Origin of the sequence: Halorubrum aethiopicum (genome assembly GCF_001542905.1) — an archaeon.
GTDB classification, from domain to species: domain Archaea; phylum Halobacteriota; class Halobacteria; order Halobacteriales; family Haloferacaceae; genus Halorubrum; species Halorubrum aethiopicum.
The window spans coordinates 2195223-2213707 of record NZ_LOAJ01000001.1 but is presented as its reverse complement, the minus strand read 5'-3'; the positions used below and the strand labels follow the sequence as shown (position 1 = coordinate 2213707).

16 protein-coding genes are annotated in these 18485 nt (G+C 68.5%); 5 read left to right on the top strand and 11 right to left on the bottom strand.

Features of this window, described 5'->3' with window-relative positions; all coding sequences use genetic code 11:
• Positions 1-39: 39 nt before the first annotated feature.
• The 3 genes from AXA68_RS10500 to AXA68_RS10490 are packed head-to-tail and all read right to left on the bottom strand — an operon-like array spanning position 40 to position 3856.
• Positions 40-939, bottom strand: coding sequence for a copper ABC transporter permease (locus AXA68_RS10500; protein ID WP_080505229.1), 900 nt, complete (start codon positions 937-939; stop codon positions 40-42).
• Positions 936-1724, bottom strand: a complete 789-nt coding sequence (locus AXA68_RS10495; protein ID WP_066416330.1) for an ABC transporter ATP-binding protein — start codon at positions 1722-1724, stop codon at positions 936-938. The genes AXA68_RS10500 and AXA68_RS10495 overlap by 4 nt, the downstream gene beginning before the upstream one ends.
• Positions 1721-3856 (bottom strand): NosD domain-containing protein, encoded by a 2136-nt coding sequence (locus AXA68_RS10490; protein ID WP_066416328.1) that lies wholly within the window; start codon positions 3854-3856, stop codon positions 1721-1723. Before AXA68_RS10490 ends, AXA68_RS10495 begins: the two co-directional genes overlap by 4 nt.
• 106 nt (positions 3857-3962) lie before the next feature.
• Between AXA68_RS10490 and AXA68_RS10485 the strand changes: the two genes are divergently transcribed.
• Positions 3963-4559: a nitrous oxide reductase accessory protein NosL gene (locus AXA68_RS10485; protein WP_066416319.1), complete on the top strand. Its 597-nt coding sequence runs from the start codon at positions 3963-3965 to the stop codon at positions 4557-4559.
• A 31-nt stretch (positions 4560-4590) separates the two neighbouring features.
• On the opposite strand, the gene AXA68_RS10480 is transcribed toward AXA68_RS10485, so the two are convergent.
• The 3 genes from AXA68_RS10480 to AXA68_RS10470 form a co-directional block, all read right to left on the bottom strand.
• The gene (locus tag AXA68_RS10480; RefSeq protein ID WP_066416317.1) at positions 4591-5793 is read right to left on the bottom strand and encodes a trans-sulfuration enzyme family protein; all 1203 of its coding nucleotides are present in this window, start codon (positions 5791-5793) and stop codon (positions 4591-4593) included.
• A gap of 541 nt (positions 5794-6334) precedes the next feature.
• Complete coding sequence (locus tag AXA68_RS10475; RefSeq protein ID WP_066416316.1) at positions 6335-7807, bottom strand: cryptochrome/photolyase family protein; 1473 nt, start codon at positions 7805-7807, stop codon at positions 6335-6337.
• 86 nt (positions 7808-7893) lie between these two features.
• Positions 7894-8640 carry a DUF7344 domain-containing protein gene (locus tag AXA68_RS10470; protein ID WP_157884827.1) on the bottom strand — a complete coding sequence of 249 codons (747 nt, stop codon included), beginning with the start codon at positions 8638-8640 and terminating at the stop codon, positions 7894-7896.
• A 435-nt stretch (positions 8641-9075) separates the two neighbouring features.
• Here AXA68_RS10470 and AXA68_RS10465 point away from each other — a divergent pair, with 435 nt between their 5' ends.
• Together AXA68_RS10465 and AXA68_RS10460 are read left to right on the top strand one after the other, a co-directional pair.
• Positions 9076-9684 (top strand): DUF7344 domain-containing protein, encoded by a 609-nt coding sequence (locus tag AXA68_RS10465; RefSeq protein ID WP_066416314.1) that lies wholly within the window; start codon positions 9076-9078, stop codon positions 9682-9684.
• A 10-nt stretch (positions 9685-9694) separates the two neighbouring features.
• On the top strand, positions 9695-10267 hold the full coding sequence (locus tag AXA68_RS10460) for a DUF7344 domain-containing protein (protein WP_066416310.1): 573 nt from the start codon (positions 9695-9697) through the stop codon (positions 10265-10267).
• Positions 10268-10316: 49 nt separating this feature from the next.
• Here AXA68_RS10460 and AXA68_RS16790 read toward each other — a convergent pair whose 3' ends face one another.
• The 4 genes from AXA68_RS16790 to AXA68_RS10445 all read right to left on the bottom strand — a co-directional run bounded on the left by AXA68_RS16790 (position 10317) and on the right by AXA68_RS10445 (position 15288).
• On the bottom strand, positions 10317-10487 hold the full coding sequence (locus AXA68_RS16790; RefSeq protein WP_157884826.1) for a hypothetical protein: 171 nt from the start codon (positions 10485-10487) through the stop codon (positions 10317-10319).
• 86 nt (positions 10488-10573) lie between these two features.
• Positions 10574-12184, bottom strand: a complete 1611-nt coding sequence (locus AXA68_RS17340; RefSeq protein WP_066416309.1) for a SipW-dependent-type signal peptide-containing protein — start codon at positions 12182-12184, stop codon at positions 10574-10576.
• A 119-nt stretch (positions 12185-12303) separates the two neighbouring features.
• Positions 12304-13818 carry a vWA domain-containing protein gene (locus AXA68_RS10450; protein WP_066416308.1) on the bottom strand — a complete coding sequence of 505 codons (1515 nt, stop codon included), beginning with the start codon at positions 13816-13818 and terminating at the stop codon, positions 12304-12306.
• A 123-nt stretch (positions 13819-13941) separates the two neighbouring features.
• Positions 13942-15288, bottom strand: a complete 1347-nt coding sequence (locus AXA68_RS10445) for a SipW-dependent-type signal peptide-containing protein (protein ID WP_066416302.1) — start codon at positions 15286-15288, stop codon at positions 13942-13944.
• Between the two features lie 504 nt (positions 15289-15792).
• Here AXA68_RS10445 and AXA68_RS10440 point away from each other — a divergent pair.
• Complete coding sequence (locus AXA68_RS10440) at positions 15793-16326, top strand: DUF7344 domain-containing protein (RefSeq protein ID WP_066416300.1); 534 nt, start codon at positions 15793-15795, stop codon at positions 16324-16326.
• 297 nt (positions 16327-16623) lie between these two features.
• Complete coding sequence (locus tag AXA68_RS10435; protein WP_066416292.1) at positions 16624-17511, top strand: hypothetical protein; 888 nt, start codon at positions 16624-16626, stop codon at positions 17509-17511.
• 66 nt (positions 17512-17577) lie between these two features.
• Here AXA68_RS10435 and AXA68_RS10430 read toward each other — a convergent pair whose 3' ends face one another.
• On the bottom strand, positions 17578-18369 hold the full coding sequence (locus tag AXA68_RS10430; RefSeq protein WP_066416283.1) for an SDR family oxidoreductase: 792 nt from the start codon (positions 18367-18369) through the stop codon (positions 17578-17580).
• Positions 18370-18485: the final 116 nt, after the last annotated feature.

Here is an 18485-nt window from a genome sequence, read left to right as displayed (position 1 = left end):
GGCTCACTCGACGGGTCCGCGTCACTCGACGGGTCCGCGTCACTCGACGAACCGCGCCCGAACGCCCTCGAGGGGGACGTCCAGCCGGTCGCCGTACGCGAGCGCCGCGGTCGAGAGGAGGAGGCCGCCGACGGTCCAGAGGAGGAGGGATCCGACCGCCCGCCCGACCGCGACGAACCCGCCCGCCGGGGCGAACGCGACGCCGATCACCGTCTCGAAGACGAGCCCGCGGAACGCCCCGTTCGGGGTGGACGCGAGCAGTCCGGGGATCGCCGACGGGGAGGCCCCGCTCGCCAGCGACCGCAGGATCGCGAGGTCGCCGCCGAGGACGCCGGCGACGAGCGCGACGACCGCGATCGCGACCGCGCCGCGCCGGCTCGAGGCCACCGCCGAGACGGCGACGGCGGCGGAGAGGTACGCCGCGCCGAACGGGACGATCAGCCCGAGGAAACGGAGGTACAGGAGCGGGGAGTCGACGCCGGAGTGGGTCGCGAAGATCCCCGTGTCGGGGGCGGCGGTCGCCCAGACGACCGCGCCGATCAGCGCGTACGGGACGACGACGACCGCCAGGAACGCGAGCGCTCGCGCGAGAGCGACCCCGACGACGTAGCCGGCGACGCTCACGGGATACGTCCGGATCACCGCGAACTCGCCGCTCTCCGCGTCGGCGAGCAGCGCGCGGTATCCGACCACGAACGCGACGAGCGGCACCGCGACCTCCGTCACGAGGAGCAGGTCGACGACCGCGGGCACGAACCCGGTGTCTCCCCCGCCGCCGACGGCCAGGGTGCCTCCGAGGAGGACGAGGAGGCCGACCGCGAGGACGCCGTATCCGGGCGTCCGGAGGACGGTCGCCAGCTCGCGGCGGAACACCGTGGCGACCGCCCCGATGCGGCGTCGCGTCCCCGCGGGGTCGCCCGTCCCTCCGATCCCTCTCATCGCTCCGACACCCCCGTCACGTGGACCGCGCTCGGCTCGTCGCGGTCGGCGTCCTCCGATCCGGCGTCGGCGTCGTCGGCATCGTCGGATCCGGCCGCGTCGCCGGCGACGACCGCCCGGTAGAGCCCGGCGACGTCGTCGACGCCGTGGTCCGAGCAGAGCCGGTCTCGGGGGCCCGCCGCGGCGACCCGCCCGCGATCGAGGACCACGATCCGGTCCGCGTGTCCGTCCACGAGGTCGAGGTCGTGCGAGCTCACCACGACGGCGGTGTCGGCTCCGGACGCGTCGACCGCGGTTCGGAACGCCCGCTCGCGCATCCCCGGATCGAGCCCGCTCGTCGGCTCGTCGAGCACGACGAGCGGCGGGTCGCCCACGGTGGCCTGAGCGATCCCGAGCAGCCGGCGCATGCCGCCGGAGAGCGCGCCGACCCGCCGGTCGGCCGCGTCGGAGAGGCCGACCCGTTCGAGCGCCTCGTCGGGATCGTCGCCCGCGAGACGGGCGTAGAACGCGAGCGTCTCGCGCGCCGTGAACTCCTCGCGGAACGGAACCCGCTGCGGGAGGTACCCGATCGGCCCGTCGGCGTCCGGCCCGACGTACCGCGCGCGCCCGTCGGTCGGCTCGATCGCTCCGACCAGGACGCCGAGCAGCGTCGACTTCCCCGACCCGTTCGGCCCGATCACCGCGGTCACGCCGGGTTCGACGGCGAGCGAGATGTCCTCGAGGACCGCGACGCCGCCGTAGGTCCGGGTGACGGCCGACAGCTCCGCGAGCGGTTCGTCGCTCACCGACGACCCCCCTCGTCGGCGGGGCGTCGCAGCCCCGCGGTGGCCACTCGACTCACGGTCCCGTTCGTCGCGTTCCGATCGTGTGTGTTCATCGCGTCGGTGGCTGCGGTCGTCGCGTTGGCCCCGGTTTCCTCGGTTCGTGACCCCCCGCCGAGTTCGCGCCGCCAGTCCGGGTGGATCGGTCCCGAGTCGGGATCCGCCGCGGCCGCGACCCGGTCGGGCGCGTACGGCTCCGGGGCCGGGGAGGGGTCGACGATGCTCCCGGACCGCGCGCCGGGGACGGTCCCGTAGAGGCGGTCGAGGAGGGCGGCCGCGGGCGACTCCCGAACCGCCGCCGCGGCGGTTTCCCGGTGGAGCGCGGCGTCGACCGGGGCTGTCGGCCGGTACGCCCGCTCGCCGGGCTCGTGGAGCCCGACGTTCGCGCCCTCCCAGTAGTTCCCGCAGTCGCCGTCGGCCCAGACACGCAACGCGCCGGGACCGGCCTCCGCGTGGCGGTCGTTGCCGACGAAGTCGTTCGCGACGACCCGGCTCGAGGGGACCACCGTGGTCGCGTGCGCGCCGACCTCGTTTCCGACGGCGACGTTGCGCTCGTACAGCGACCCGCGCGAACTGGTCGAGAAGCCGAGCCCGTTGTCCGCGAGCGTGTTGTAGCCGACGTACGACCGGGTGCCGGACGCCTGGATCCCCGCGCCGGAGTCGCGGACGTCGTTGCCGACGATCGCGTTCCCGGACGGCCGGGTCATCACCGTGATCCCCCCGAACTTGGCGTTCCGGAAGGCGTTGTCGGCGATCAGGGCGTCGCCGGTGTACATGAGGTGGGTGCCGTACCGATTGCCGACGAACGTCGAGTTCCGGATCACGGAGCCGTCGGCGCGGTGGAGGTAGACCCCGTCGCGGCCGCCCTCGAATCGGCTGTCGGTCACGGTGACCCGCGATTCCATCCCGGTGACGCCCATGAACCCGTCGCGCCAGTCGTCGCTGCCGTCGACGCGGAGGTTCCGGATCACCGCGTTGGAGCCGTCCCGGAGGAGCACGCCGCTCGCGTTCGTCTCGACCGCCACGTCGTCGACGAGGAGGCCGGGCGCGTCGACGGCGAGGACCCCCGCGTCGCCGTGGCCGTACCCGAGCTGGATGTTGGTGTCCCAGGTCCCGTCCTCCTCGGCGGCCTCGCGCGCGGCCTCGGGGTCGCGCGTCCGGTTCCCCACGCCGTCGATCGAGAGCCCGGAGAGGGTCACGTCCGGCGCGCGGACCGCGATCACCGAGCCGTTTCCGTCGCCGCGGACGCGCGCGTTCTCGCCCGCGATCGTCACCGACTCGTTCACCGTGACCGTCTCCTCGTAGGTGCCCGGCGGGACGACGACGGTCCCGTTCGGCGGCGCGGCCGCCACCGCCGCGTCGATCGTCGGCGCGTCCTCGCCGACGACGATCTCGCGGGCGTCCTCGCCGGCGCCGTCGGTGCCGCCGGCGCGGTCGTCTCCCGACGCCGTCGCGTCCGCGATCCGCTCGTCGGCCTCGGCCCAGCGCGCCGGGGCCATCGACCGGACGGTCGCCGCCGAGTCGACGTCGAACGACCGGTCCCGGACGGCTCTCCACTCGAGGACGCGTCCGCCGTGATCGGCCGCGAACCGCTCGGCGTTCGGCCGCTCCGCGAAGGGAACGACCGTCTCGCCCGCCGGGCTGTGGGCCGCGCTCTCCACGACGTAGGCGGCCTCGTCGGCGGGGACCCACTCCGTCGCTCGCTCGGCCTCGAAGAGCCCCCCGTCGGTCACGCCGGGGTTCCCGCCGTCGAACGTCTCGACGTGGACGGCGAGCGGGTAGCCGAACTGGCGTTCGGTCCGCCCGTCGTCGAGCGTCGCCACGAACGACTCGACCCCGTTGTAGCCGACCACGTACTGGAGCTGCGAGTAGAAGACCTGGACGCGGGGGATCCGTGCCGACCCGGCCATCAGCTCGTCGGTCTCCGAGGAGAGTCCGAGCTCGACGACGTCGTCGTAGGCGACGGGGTCGGGCGTCGCCGTCGAGGGGTCCGCCGCGTACGCGCCGGCGGTCGCGACCCCGACGACGACCGCGAGGACCGCGACCGCGAGGAGGGCCCGTCCGAACCGCTCGCCGTAGGGGTCGAGGTTCGCCACGTCGACGGTTCGATCCGCCGGGGTATAGCCGATCTGGTTCGTTCCTCGAACGAACTCGCGGATCCGTTCCGAGGGGCTAAGGCGGCCGAATTCGAAGGATCGGGCGATGAACACGCACGACGGATCGGCGGCGTCGGATCCCCGGTCACGGCGGCGGGTGGTGGGCGCGGTCGCGAGCGGGGTTCCGCTGGCGCTCGCCGGCTGTCTCGGCGGCGGTTCGGACGGGGACGGCGAGGCGTCGATCTCGCCGGTCTCGCTCGACGGCGAACGGGCCTGTGACCAGTGTGGAATGATCGTCCGAGACCACCCCGGCCCGGTCGGGCAGGTCCACTTCGCGGACGACGAGCCCGAGGGCGGCAGGCCGGCGCAGTTCTGTAGCAGCGTCTGTACCTACACCTACCGCTTCGACGCCGAGGACGGCGGCCGCGACCCGCTCGCGACCTTCCTCACCGACTACTCGACCGTCGATCAGGAGGTCTTCGAGGAGGGCGAAGACGTCATGTTCTCCTCGCACGTCGAGTCGTCGGCGTTCGCGCGGACGACCGAACTCACGGTGGTCGCCGGCAGCGACGTGATCGGGTCGATGGGGCCGGAGCTGATCCCCTTCAGCGAGGGGTCGGACGTCGAGTCGTTCGTCGCCGAGTACGGCGGTGAGCCGATGGACGCGGAGGCGGTCGACCGGGGCACGCTCGAGGCGTTGTAGGCGGCGGACGCGTCTCGCGGCCCGCGGCGGTTCACGTCGCGAGTCCGTCGAGCGACGCCTCCACGTCCCGCAGCAGGTCGTCTCGGGCCTCGGTGCCGACGCTGAGCCGGACGAGCCCCGGCGGGATCCCCGCCCGCTCCAACTCCTCCCGCGAGAAGTCCTGGTGGGTCATCGTCGCCGGGTGCTCGGCGAGGCTCTCGACCCCGCCGAGGCTCTCCGCGAGGACGAACACGTCGAGGTCGGCGGCGAAGGCGGCGGCCGCCTCCCGGCCGCCCGCCAGGTCGACGCTCACCATGCCGCCGAAGTCGGCCATCTGCTCGCGGGCGACCGCGTGGTTCGGATGCGACTCGAGCCCCGGATAGTACACCCGCTCGACGGCGTCGTGGCCGTCACAGAGCGCCGCGACCGCGGTCGCGTTCCGGCAGTGTCGCTCCATCCGTGCCGAGAGCGTCTTGATCCCGCGGAGCGCCAGAAAGCACGCGAAGGGGCCGGGCGTGCCGCCGCGGAGGTACTGGTAGTAGCCGATCTCCTCGGCGAGGTCGGGATCGCGGGTGGCGACCGCGCCGGCGACGAGGTCGGAGTGGCCGCCGACGTACTTCGTGAGCGACTCGACGACGAGGTTGGCCCCGAACTCGAGCGGCCGCTGGAGGTACGGCGACGCGAACGTGTTGTCGACGACGAGCAGGGGATCTCCGGGGTGGTCGTCGACGACGGCGGCGGTCGCCTCGAGGTCGACGACCCGGAGCGTCGGGTTCGTCGGCGTCTCGGCGTACACCATCGCGGTCTCCTCGCGCATTGCGTCGGCGATCGCGTCGGGGTCCCTCGAGTCGACGACCGTCGTCTCGATCCCGTAGCGAGCGTACACCCGAGTCAACAGCTCGTGGGTCTCGGCGTAGACGCTCTCGCCCACGACGACGTGGTCGCCGCCGGTCAGAAGCGAACACACCGCGTCGATGGCGGCCATGCCGCTGGCGAACGCGCTCGCGTGGCTCGCGTTCTCGAGGTCGGCGAACGCCGCCTCGAGTTCCCCCCGCGTCGGCCCCGAGATCCGCGAGTAGCGGTGGCCGCCGCGCGGGCCGTCCATCGTGTCGTACTCGTACGTCGAGTTGGCGTAGATCGGCGTGGCGAGCGCGCCGTACTGGTCGGTCCGCGCGCTCGCGTGGACCTCCCGCGTCTCGAAGCTCCGGTCGCGATCCGAGTCGGGGTTTTCCTCGCCCGCTCGCTCGTCGGTCATGGCTACGACTGTCGCTCGGATGTGATAAACTCCCGCGACGGGAGGCCCCCACTCGCCCGGCTCTCCGGTCGGCGTTTCCGTCCGGATCGGTTGGTCACTCGATAGTGCTTATAGATCGGGTGTTTCGTGAGTGATCGGGCTGATGAAAATGTGGACGTTGCTTGTGGATGACCACGATCACGGAGAACACCTCCAAAGCCCCAGTCGCGAGAACTCGCGCGGCTTGCTGCGGTCCTCAGTCGTTCGCTCCGCTCACTCCTTGCGGTCCTTACTGCGCCGTGCTTCGTCCTCGCGACTGCCCCTTTGAATCCCGCCCCCACCGCAACCGTCCCGTACCTCACGCCTCCCCAGCCTCGCGACTCCCTCCGCTCCGCTTCGGTCGTCGCGTCCCTCGCGTGCTGCTCGCGCCCTGCCGGGCGCTCGCAGGCGCGCCACCGCAATCACTCGTTGCTTCGTCTGTACCGATCACGGGGGTGACAAACATATCGCCCTCGAAAGCTCTCGACGGCGTCTCCGATCCTATTCTCGGTATTCGGCCGGCTTACTCGTCCGGATCCTCGCCGCGGGCGCGCTTGTACATCGCGAGCGCCTCCTCGCGGCGCGCCGAGTGGTCGACGATCGGATCCGGGTACTCCGGTGCCGCGTTCGCCCGCTGAGTCGGGGAGCACTCGTGCCAGCCGTGGACGATCTCGCTTGCGACGCCGCGGAGTTCGGGGACGTATCTCGCGATGTACTCGGCGTCCGGGTCGTAGCGTTCCCCCTGCGTCATCGGGTTGAAGATCCGGAAGTACGGCTGCGCGTCCGTCCCGGTCGAGGCCGCCCACTGCCACCCGCCGTTGTCGTTCGCGGTGTCGTGGTCGGCGAGGCGCTCGCGGAAGTGGTCGTAGCCGTGTCGCCAGTCGGCCAGCAGGTCCTTCGTCAGGAAGGAGGCCACGATCATCCGGACGCGGTTGTGCATGTACGCCTCCTCGCGGAGCTGGCGCATCCCCGCGTCGACGATCGGGTACCCCGTCTCGCCGCGCTTCCAGGCCGCGATCTCCTCGGGGTCGTCCCGCCAGTCGATCCCCTCCTCGTACGCCTTGTAGTTCTCCGTGACGACCGAGGGGTTGTGAAACAACACCTGGGTGTAGAACTCGCCCCACGCGAGCTGCGCCCGGAACTCCTCGACGCTTCCCTCGGCGTCGTCCTCGGGCCGGTCCGCCGCGGCCGCCATCGCCTCCTCGGTGGCGGCGTACACCTCCCGGATCCCGATCTCGCCGTACTTCAGGAACGCCGAGAGCCGGGAGGTCCCCTCGCGGGCCGGGTGGTCCCGGTCGTCCTCGTAGGCGAACACGTCCTCGACGAGGAACCCTTCGAGCCGCTCGCGGGCCGCCTCGGTTCCGGCCGGGCCGACCGCGGCGTCGGGCTCCGCGAACCCGAGGTCGGCGAGGGAGGGAAAGTCGCCAACGGCGACGCTCGCGTCGTTCGCTTCGAGGACGCCCGTCGCTCCCGCCGCGAGTTCGCCCTCGCCGACGAGGTCCGTCTCCTCGGGCGTCGATGCCGGCGCGTCCTTCCCGCGGTCCCGCCACTTCTTCCGGTAGTAGGAGTAGACGGAGTACGGGTCGCCCGCGTTCGTCCGGATCGAGTCGGGATCGTGTAACACCCTGTCGTGATGGGCCTCGCGAGCGATCCCGGCGTCCGCGAGCGCGCGCCGGACCGCCGCGTCGCGCTCGCGCGCCAGCCCCGAGTAATCCCGGTTCCACACCACCCGATCGGCGTCGAGGCCGTCGGCGACCGCCGGCAGGACCGCGGCGGGGTCGCCGCGGGCGACGAGGAGGTCGCTCCCGCGGTCGCGATAGGCGTCCCGAAGCGCCTCCAGCCCGTCGAGCAGGCGTCGGACCCGGACGTCGCTCGCGTGTGCGAGCACGTCGGGATCGAGGACGAAGACGGGCGCGACCGCGTCCCGGTCGGTCGCGGCCGCGAGCCCGACGTTGTCGTCGACGCGGAGGTCCCGTCGGTGCCAGAACAGTTCCATGGGGATCCCACGGCGGCCGGGACCGTGAAACCACCGTCGCGCCGTGGCCGGTCACACCGTCCCCCCGCGTCGCTCAGCCGCGTCGCTCAGAGCTGCCGGCCGCGCGTGTACCGGACGTGCGCGACCGCGGCGACGAGAAGCAGGAGAGTCATCGCGGTCATCACGACCGCCGGACCGAACGCGGCGAAGGGGGGCGTTCCGGTGGCGTACGCGAGGGTGAGCGCGGCGAAGAGCCCCGTCAATCCGAGATAGAACTCGGACCAGGTGAACTCGTTCTCGCCGACGACCTCCAGGTACGCGTCGAAGTCTTCCGCCGCCGCCGCGAGCGTCACCAGTCCCGAGTTCCGGTCGTACTCGATCACGCCGCTGCGTTCCATCCGCGGCAGGTGCGACTGGTACAGCGACGTGTAGAGCCGCTTCCGCTGGGTGTACGTCACCTCGACCGGCTCGACGCCGTTCTCCTCGGCGGCGATGGCGGTCGCCAGTTCCCGGAGCTTGATCTCGCCGTCGTTCCGCCGGAGGAACCGAAGCACGTGTCTGCGCCGACCGTTGCTCAACAGCGCGAACACCTCGTCGGTCGGGATGTGATCCGGATCGCCGCCGTCGCCGGCCGCCTCTCCGTCGACCGTGCCCTCGTCGGCCGGGTCCTCGTCGACTCCATCCACGTCGTGGGCCACTCTCCCTCCGTCCATGACCTCGTCCTTGCCCACACCTTCGCCCTCGCCCACGCCTTCCTCCTCACCCACGGCCCCGTCTTCGGCCGCCACGGGACCCATCGACTCGTGGGGATCGCCGTCCGATACGTCGTCTCGTTCCGATGATATCTGATCCATTTGGGTACTCGTCTCCGGTTCGCCCGTCGGTTCCGATCGGCCCGGTTCGGCCGCAGTTCGGAGATCGAACGACCGAACGGTCGCGAGCGGCGGCCGACTTCCGCGCGAGGAGGCGGTTTACCGGATGTCTCCGCCTCCGTGGGGTACCGGCCGAGTGCGGGCAACCGCGGATCCGCCGCGGTGTCGTCACGCTGTCAGACACCTCGTCACATATTAACAGTTCCTATATCTCTTCATTCTTACATTAATGAGTTTGAATCGGGTCTTTCGCCGCCGATCCGTTCTACTCTATCGGCATTTGAGACATGTATACGGCCGAAAAAGACGGCTCTCGCGTCGCGCTCGCTCCGACCGGCGTCCGGTCGTCCGATTTATCGATGATATAATGTGAAATTAATTAGATTTTAGTGACCCCTTTCTGTACGTCCCAGGGTGATGGGGGGACGCACCGATCTCACGACGCCCGAGGAGACGGCGGACCCCTCAGACGCCGGCTCGGCGGGGACGACCGGATCGGAGCGTCTGACGCGCGACGAGATCTTCGACGTCCTCTGTAACGAGCGGCGGCGCTACGTGCTCAAGTATCTCCGGGAGTCGCCGGAGGATCGGCTCCACCTCGGGGACATGGTCGAGACGATCGCCGCCTGGGAGAACGACAAGCGGGTCGTCGACGTCGAGTACGCGGACCGGAAGCGGGTGTACACGGCGCTCCGACAGACGCACCTCCCGAAGCTCGACGAGACCGGCGTGATCGAGTACGACAGTCGACGCGGGGAGCTCCGGCCGACCGACGGCATGGCCGACGTCGAGCTCTATCTCGATTACGTCCCCGAAAACGAGATCTCCTGGGCGCAGTACTACCTCGGGCTCTCGCTCCTCGCGGTCCTGCTCCTTCTCGGTGCGGTACTCGTCGGAACGGTCTTCGGAGTCGTCTCCTTCTCCACCGCGGCGATCGTCGTCGCGGCGTTTCTCGTCTCCTCGAGCGTTCACGTGTATCGCACCCGCCGAAACGTCCTTCAGCGACGACCCTTCGGGAGAACCTGAGTGATCGACATTGCGCTCACCGCTCCGCCGGACGCTTCGATCCGCGGCCGCGAAGGAGTCGGTCCCCCGCGAGACGGTCTTCGAGATCCTCCGCAACGAGCGGCGACGACACGTGCTCAGGTACCTGAAGGCGAACGCGGATCGTCCGGTCGCGTTCGACGACCTCGTCGAGTACGTGGCCGCCCGCGAGAACGACGTTTCACCCGCGGAACTCACCGCGGCGCAGCGCAAACGCGTCTACTCCGGACTGATACAGACGCACCTCCCCATGCTGGAGGAGTGCGGCGTGATCCGATACGACCACGGGACGGGACGCGTCGCCCTCACGAACAAGGCCCGCCGGGTGGAGTTCTACCTCGAGCCCGTCCCCGAGAGCCGGATCCCCTGGAGCTACTACTTCCTCGGACTCTCGCTCGTCGGCGTCGCTCTCCTCGGGGTGAAGGCGCTCGGCGTCCCCCCGTTCGGCTCTGCCCCCGTGGCCGTCCTCCTGGGGCTCATCGTCCTCGCGTTCCTGCTCTCGTCCGCGGCCTACGTCCGGGCGGCGAACCGGAACCGCCTGGGAGCCGACCTCGAGGAGGAGTGACGCCGATCCGCACTGGAGTCACGCCGACCCGAACGTCCGGATCCGGACCTCAGAGGTTCCAGAGGTAATCGACGAGGGGGATCAGGATCAAAAGGAGGATCAGAAGCCGCAGCACGTTCCGTTTCGTCACGAGCCGGTAGCCGCCGATCCGGCCGCCGTCGACGCGAAGGCGACCGATCCCGGCGCGGCGCGGACCGTCCGATGGGTCGTTCGGTTTCATCGCTTGTCTTCACCTGTCCTCGAAGCCGTCCTGCTCCCTCTCTACGCCGGGAAGTCGAATACCGGGCGGGCCGAGGTCACGGCCGGTCAGGCTGATCCGGGATCCTCGTTGTGGCGGCACTGCTCGGTGTAGAATCCGAGGTCGAACTCGACGGAGTCGCCCTGGATCGCGTTGCCGACGGTCGTCGGGACCTCCCACTCGAAGCCGATACAGAAGCCCTCCTGTGCGGGGAAACACTCGACGCCGTTTTGGTCGTCGGGATCGGCATCCAGCAGGAGCCGGCCGGTGAAGTCGTCGGCCTCCTCGTCGGCACCCGCCACGACGCCGAGGTCCTCCATCAGCCCGGCGAGCGTCCCCTGGAATATCTCCGTCTCGCCCTCGTCGTACGTGTTGCTACAGTCCTCGTCGTACCAGAGCGTCACCTCGACGTGATCGGCGAGGTCTCCCATGTCGTCGCTCTCCTCGACGGAACTCGGATTCGACTCGTTCATCGCCACTCCTTCCGGTTCGGTCAGCGTCCCGCCGCCCTGCGAGAAGTTGCCGGCCTCGAACCAGATGTAGCCAGGGTTGTCACAGAGGTGTAGCGAGAAGGTGATCTCGCCCGTGTCGCCCGGTTTGACGTCGTCGAGTTCGACGAGATGTTCCTGATCGGGGTAGTTCTGGCTGCGGAAGACGGTCGGCGTGTCGAGTTCCGCGCCGCTGTCGATGCCGCAGGAGCTGTGGATGAGGAGCGGATCCAGGTCTCCCTCGCTTCCGACGCTGGCCTCGAGAACCACTTCGGTGGAAACGTCCCCATCAAGGACGACCAACCGTTCGATGTCGGTCTGGTTTTCGAAGACGGAGTCCCCGTCGTACGTTGCCGCATCGTTCAGTGCCGGGGTAACCCGAAGAGCGAACTCTTCACCCAACGTGCCGAGGACGCCGCCGTCGGTCTTCCGATTCTGCCAAGCCCAGTCGGCCGTTGCGATGCTGTTTCCGTCCGCATCCTGATACGCGTCGATGTCGGTTCCAGGTTCGTCCTGTCCGATCCAATCCGCGTTTAGCCATTGGCTTCCCTCGGCACCTTCGACCGAAATCGAGGCGACGAAGCCGTCCTCGGAGCTTCTATCGTTGTCGAGTTCATTGTTTATGACGAACAAGTGAAGGTCACCCTCATCGTCTTCATACAAGAAGAGAACGGTCGTGTTCCTTCGCTGAATGTCGTCGTTAAGCGACGACCACTCTCCCGCGTCGTAATCGTAGAACTCTTCTACGCTTTCGTTTCCGGAGATTGCGCTGATACAGTACGACTCGCCGCCGTACGTGACGTAGTACTCGTCGTCGTCGCAGTCACAGCAGGCGGGGATCTCGGCCGCGTCGAACACCGGCTCCGCGTCGCCCGCGCCGGAGTATCTGACGTCGCCGAGGTCCTGGAGCCCGTCGCCGTACGTCCCGTTCCCGACCGCGGTGTCGGGGTAGGCGTTCACGGGGTGTTCGCCGACTCCGCCGTCGCTACCCGGGATCGGTCCGTTGTAGGTCTGCTGCCAGTCGACCTTCAGGTCCAGCTCTCCCGCGCTCAGTGCGTTGCCCTCGAACGATTCCTCGTCGCTGAAGTAGGCACTCGTTCCCAGCCCGGCTCCCGCACTCGCGACGCCGACCGCACCGAGAGTCGCGAGCGCCTTCCGACGCGAGAGTTCGAATTTGTCGTGGTTGCTCATTTATCCTCATCCCCCTCGGGGGAAACCCACCGGCGGAGTCGAACCGCCGTACACCGTGTGGGTCGAGGCCGCGCTTCGGGGTCCGGCGGAACCGGAGACCCGAAACTCGCGTGGACGTTTCAGTCGGACGCGGTCCCGTTGGACGGAAGCCCGTTGTCGTCCTGGTAGGTCCCGTTGAACGGCTCCGCCGGCGGGTCGTCGTTGTGCCGGCTCTGGAGCGCGTAGAACCCGAGGTCGAAGGCGACCGAGTCGCTCTGGATCTCGTTACCGACGTCCGCCGGAACCTCCCACTCGAAGCCGAGACAGTGGGTCATCGCGCCCGCGAAGGGTTCGCGCTCCTCCGTGGAACGGTTCCCGTCGAGGGCGATCCCGTCCTCCAAGGCGTCCATGGCGTCGGCGAGAGTGCCTTCCAAGATGACCTCCTCGCCGCCGGTGATCGTCTGTCCCACTTGGGCGAACAGCTGCTGGATCGCTTCGTCGTCAGCACCGAGGAAGACATGATCTTCGTCCGGATCGCTAGCGAGATCGTTGAGATCGCTTTCGCTCGCCCCGCCGACGCCGATGGCGAAAATCTCAGTTCCGGCATCCTTTGCTGCCTGTCCATCGGTGTTGATGTCCCCGTCGCCGAAGACAACCATGATCCGGCGCACGTCCTCAGGACAGTCCTCGAGATCACCCTGTGCGGCGTCCACGCCTCCTTGCGCGTTGGTGCCGCCGCCAGCGGTCAGGTTCTCGATCGCGGGACCGACTCCGTTTCCTGCCGTCGGATCGCCGGGCTGGTCGTCGTACACGTCAGTAAGTGACTGTACGACACTTCCACTGTTGTCGAACTGTGAGACGCCCACCTGGTTGTCGGAGTTGGCGTCAAGAATAGTCTGGGCCAGTTGTTGTGCTCCGTCCTTTGCGTTCTCGATCCGAGTACCACCCATCGATCCGGACGTGTCGATCACGAGTTGAACACACACTTCTTCCGACTGTGTGTCGTCATCGCCTCCGTCGAGCACGTTGTTACAGTTCTCGTCGTACCAGAGCGTGGTCTGGATCGCGTCCGCGAGCTCTCCGTCACCGTCGCCGGGATCGCCGCCGCTCTCGTCGACATCGGCTTCGGGCTCCGTCTGCCCGTTCTCGTCGTTCGCCGTCAGTGCCCCGTTCATGTACATCCACGCGGGGTTGTCACAGACGTGGAGGCTGACGGTGACCTCGCCGGAGTCGCCGGGTTTGACGTCTTCGAGCGTGAAAACCGGGATCTCGTCGCCGTTGACGAGTCCCAGATCCGGCGCACAGAGGTTCGTGTTCTGGACTTCGTTTTCCCACATGTCATCCGTCTGGTTCGGCACCTCTCCGATCAGGTAGGTCCCGTCCTCGATCTCCTCGACGTCGAACGGCTCGCCAGGACCGTCGTCGCTGTACCAGCCGTCGATCTCGTCGAGCCGTCCCGGCCCGCCGGCGTAGGTGGCCTTGTAATCGAGTTTGAGGTCGAGCTCGCCCGCGGTGAGCGAGTTGCCCTCGAACGATTCCTCGTCGCTGAAGTAGGCGCTCGTTCCCAGCCCGGCTCCCGCGCTCGCGACGCCGATGCCGCCGAGCCCGGCGAGCGCCTTCCGCCGCGATATCTTGAATCCGTTGTTGTCGCTCATTTGCGTTCACCCCCCGAGGGGGAAACCCACCGGCGGAGTCGAACCGCCGCGCCGCGGCGAGGCCGCGTCACGAGCCTCCGGGATCGCCGGAGACCCGTGGTCCGAGTGGGTTATCGTTCGACTCTACGATTCACTGACGTCGACGTACTCGGTACTCTCCGTGAAGTTCGGAGTATTGTCCGAATCCGTCGATATCTCGACGACCGGGCCTTCTCCTCCGGTGCTTCCCCAGGTGGATAGCTTGAACGAACCGCCGAGTTCGCTCCTCGGGATTCCCCACGTTATGCTGTCGCCGCTTTTGACGGCGCTCCAGTCGGCCGGGAGTTCCACGAAAGCGCCGGGTGAGCCGTCGTTGTTGTCGTGTTCTCGCTTCGCGAACGGCGCGCTAGCGAGCGGATCGACGTTGTTTGGCGAATTCGTGTTCCAGACGAGTTGGAAGTCCGTGTATCCGTTCTCGTCGGCATCGATCATCACGGGGAGATTCGTGCTCGGGTAGTCCGACGTGTCGGCGAAGTCGACGCCGTCGTCGTCGTCCTGGAACTCGAATCTGAGAGCAACCAGATCGTCGCTCCAGCTAACGTTCGCGACGAGGGTTCCGTCGGTCGGGTTACCGTGTCCGCTGGGGTTGTGGTAATCCGCAGCGGCGGTCGCATCGACGTACGGGTTGTCCGGATCGTCGTTGTGCCGGGACTGTTGGGCCGTGAACCCGATGTCGAACTCGACCGAATCGGACTGGATCACGTTGCCGACGGCGGTCGGCACGTTCCAGTCGATACAGAGACACGGTCCCGTCTGCGTCTCCGAGTCGGGACTGGCCGGATACGCGCCGTCGTCCGTCGGTACCCACTCGTCGTCGTCCTCCACCAACCCGTCCAACAGATACCCCGTCTGAAGCTCCAGGAGGAGGTCCGCGAGCGTGTAGTCCTCCGGGTTGTTGAGTTCGCGGAACGACTCGAAGTCACCCGGATCCTCGGGCTCGCCGTCGAGGTCGTCGGACGGCTCACAGTACGCGACGGTCACTTGGATGTTGTCCGCGAGTTCGCCGTTGCCCGCGCCGGGGTCGCCGCCCGTGTCGTCGACGTCCTCCTCGGGCTCGGTCAGGCCGTTCTCGTACTGGGTGAAACCGGTGCTCCCCGCCCACAGCCACGCGGGGTTGTCGACGATCTTCGGACAGAACACCAGCTTGCCCGAGTCGCCGGGCTTGACGTCGTTGAGGACGTACTGCGCCGACACGCCGCCGTCGTTCTGGGCGCTTCCGGTCGTTCCCCCGTCGATCGCTTCCGTGTTCGCGGACGTCCAGTAGTCGACGAACAGGTCCAGCTCGCCGGCTTCCAGCGTGTTGTCCTCGAAGCTCTCCTCGTCGCTGAAGTACGCGCTCGTTCCCAGCCCGGCTCCCGCGGAGGCGGCCCCCACGGTTCCGAGCCCGATCAGTGCGTTCCGCCGTGACAGTTCGAATCTTTCGTCTGACATCGTGGATCGACTCCCGACTGGTTCGCCGGGCGTGGTAGACGGCCACGATACCCACCCCCTTAGCCAATCACACCATTTCTCGTGAAACGTCGCCGTTGAACGCTCTAACGTCGGATTCTCTTCGACAACGTGTCGTTTTTTAGAGTGAAACGGCCGTTTGACTCTCCGGTTCGACTGACCCGATCCGTCGGACCGGTACCTCGAGTCGCCCGGAAGAGATCCACCGATGGCGACGGGGTTGCGGCGAAGCTCTGCTCCGAGTACGCACACGCTACTCGCGACGCTCGGCCCTAACGGTCGATTACGCCCCGGCGGGAGGTAGCCGACCGAGACCGAAAACCGCGCCCGCAGCCGGTGTATTCCGGGTGAACCCGATACGCGTTGCCTGTCGTTTTTCGTGGTGACCCTGTAACGAGCCGGCTCGTTGGTAGGTCACTCGTACTTACATGAGGGGGACGTGTGGGTATCGGTGACCCGTTCCAAACACGGGCCGGATCACGACACATGGCGATAACCGATCGATACGGGGGGCTTCCCGAAACGGAGATCCACGACCTGCTGCGCAACGAGCGCAGGTGTCAAACGATCAAACACCTCCAGGACACCGTCGGAACGACCACCCTGCGAGAGCTCGCGGAGACCATCGCCGAACACGAGACCGGCGAATCACCCCCACCGAAGAACGTCCGCAACAGCGTCTACAACTCGCTTCACCAGACGCACCTCCCGAAGCTCGACAGGCGCGGGATCGTCGAGTACGAGTCGGACCGGAAGACGATCCGGCTCGCCGAGGACGCCCGCTCCGTCGACGTGTACATGGAGGTCGTGACGCCCTACGGGATCACCTGGAGCGAGTACTACAGCCTGCTCGGCACGCTCTCGCTTTTCGTCGTCCTCGCCGCGCTGATCGGCGTCCCGGCGATCTCGGCGCTCGATCCGGTCCTTTGGGTCAGCGTCTTCCTGGCCGCGTTCGCGGCCTCGCTCGGCTACCAGCTGTGGGCCGATCGGTGGGTGTACCTCAACGCGCTCTTCGGGTGAGTCGTTTCCGCGACCGCGGTCTTTCCGCGTTCGCATCCGACCCGATCCCGGATCAGTTGACGACGAATCCGCGACGAATCTCCGACGATCTTCCGATTAATCGGCGATTAATCGCCGATCAATCACCGATTAGTCGCGGATCGGCCGCCGAAGGTCGCCGACGGCGGCGGCTCCCCCGAGCCCCGTTGGGAACGACCCGGGAAGCCCCGTTGGGAACGACCCGGGAGATCGTTCAAGCGGTCGGATCCGCGTCGGTAGGGGTGTCATACCTATGTCCCGTCGTCGCCTTTGTGGGGCATGGACGCGTTATCTCGGCTTCCCGTCTGGCTTCGGAACCCGCGGTACACCGGGTCGAACCGCTGTCTCCCGTGTACGATCGTCAACCTCGTCATCGCCGCCGTCCTCGCGGTCGCGGTCGCGACCGTCTCGGTCGCCTGGGCGGTCGCCGTCCTCGCCGTCGCGGTCGCGACGATCGGGGTCCGCGGCTACCTCGTTCCCGGCACGCCCGCGCTGACGAAGCGCTACCTCCCCGACCGGGTGCTCGCGCTGTTCGACAAGGGCCCGGAGCGGGCCGGCGTCGCGAGCGGGGCGACCGCCGACGCGGCCGACGGTTCGACGGAATCGGAACCGTTCGATCCCGCGACCGCCCTCGTCGAGGCCGGCGTCCTGCTCGAGGACCCGGCGATCGACGACTTCGTCCTCGAGGAGCGGTTCCACGACGCGTGGCGGCGGGAGGCTCGGAGCCTCGCCGACGCCGACGGGGACGAGGACGCGCTCGCGGCGTTCCTGGGACTCGACGCGGAGGCGGACCTCGACGCGGCGTCGGTCGCCCTGACGGACCACGGGCACGCCTACGTCGCGTCCATCGACGACGAACCCGCGGGTCGCTGGGAGTCCCGACAGGCGTTCCTCGCCGATCTGGCCGCCGCAGCGGTGCTCGGCGAGCGGTGGGACGGCTGGGCCGACCTCTCGACGGCCCGGCGCAGCGAACTGCTCGGGAACCTCCGACTGTTCCTCGAGACGTGTCCGACGTGCGACGGGACCGTGACGCTCGACACGACCGTCGTGGAGTCCTGCTGTCGACAGTACGACGTGCTCGCGGCGACCTGTGAGGCCTGCGGCGCGCGGCTCTTCGAGGCCGACGTCGACCCCGCTGCGCTGGAACGCGCCGCCGCCGAGGCGTGATCGACCCGCGCTCATATCGCACTCTAATCGCACTCCCATCGCGCTCCTATCGCGCTCCCGTCGGTCCTACAGCGTCGAGGAGCCCGCGCCGCCGTCGATCGTCACGGCCTGCCCGTTAACGAAGCCCGACCGGGGCGAGGAGAGGTACGCCACGAGGTCGCCGAGTTCCCTCGGGTCGCCCAGACGGCCGAGCGGAACGCCCTCCGTCCGCGCCTCGACGCCGGCCTCGTAGCTCTCGATCTCGCCGCGCTCGACGGCGTACTCGATCAGCTCCTCGATCCGCGGCGTCTCGTGTGAACCGGGGAGGACCGCGTTCGCCCGCACCTCCGGTGCCAGCTCCGTCGAGAGGGTCTTCTCGAGGCCGACGACGGCCATGCGGACGGAACTCGAGAGGACGTTGCTCGGCGCGGCCTCCTTCACCGTCCTGGAGGTGATGTTCACGATCGTGCCGCCGCCGTCGGCGCGGAGGTGCGGGGCCGCCGCCCGGACGGCCCGGACGACGCTCATCACCAGCAGGTCGTACGTGCGGTACCACTCCCCGTCGTCCGTCTCCAGGGGTCGAAACGGCGGCGGCCCGCCGGCGCTCGTGACGAGGTGGTCGAGGCGGCCGAACTCGTCGACGGCCCGCGCGACGAGTCCCTCGAGTTCCTCCCGCTCGGTGATGTCGGCCGTTTCGCCGACGACGTCTCCCGTCGCGACCGACTCGATCTCCTCGACCGCCCGCGCCAGACGCTCGGGGTCGCGGCCGTTGACGAGCACGTCCGCGCCCTCGCGGGCGAGCGCCTTCGCCGAGGCCCGTCCCAGGCCGCTGCTCGATGCCGTCACCAGCGCCGCGTCGCCGTCGATCTCCAGGTCCATGGCGTGTTCACCTCCATCCCGGGGCACAAAAGCCTGCGTCGCGACGCCGCCGCGGAGTGGTTGGATGAGGGTGGCCGGATGAGAGTGGTCGGACAGGAGTGGCTAGATGAGAGCGG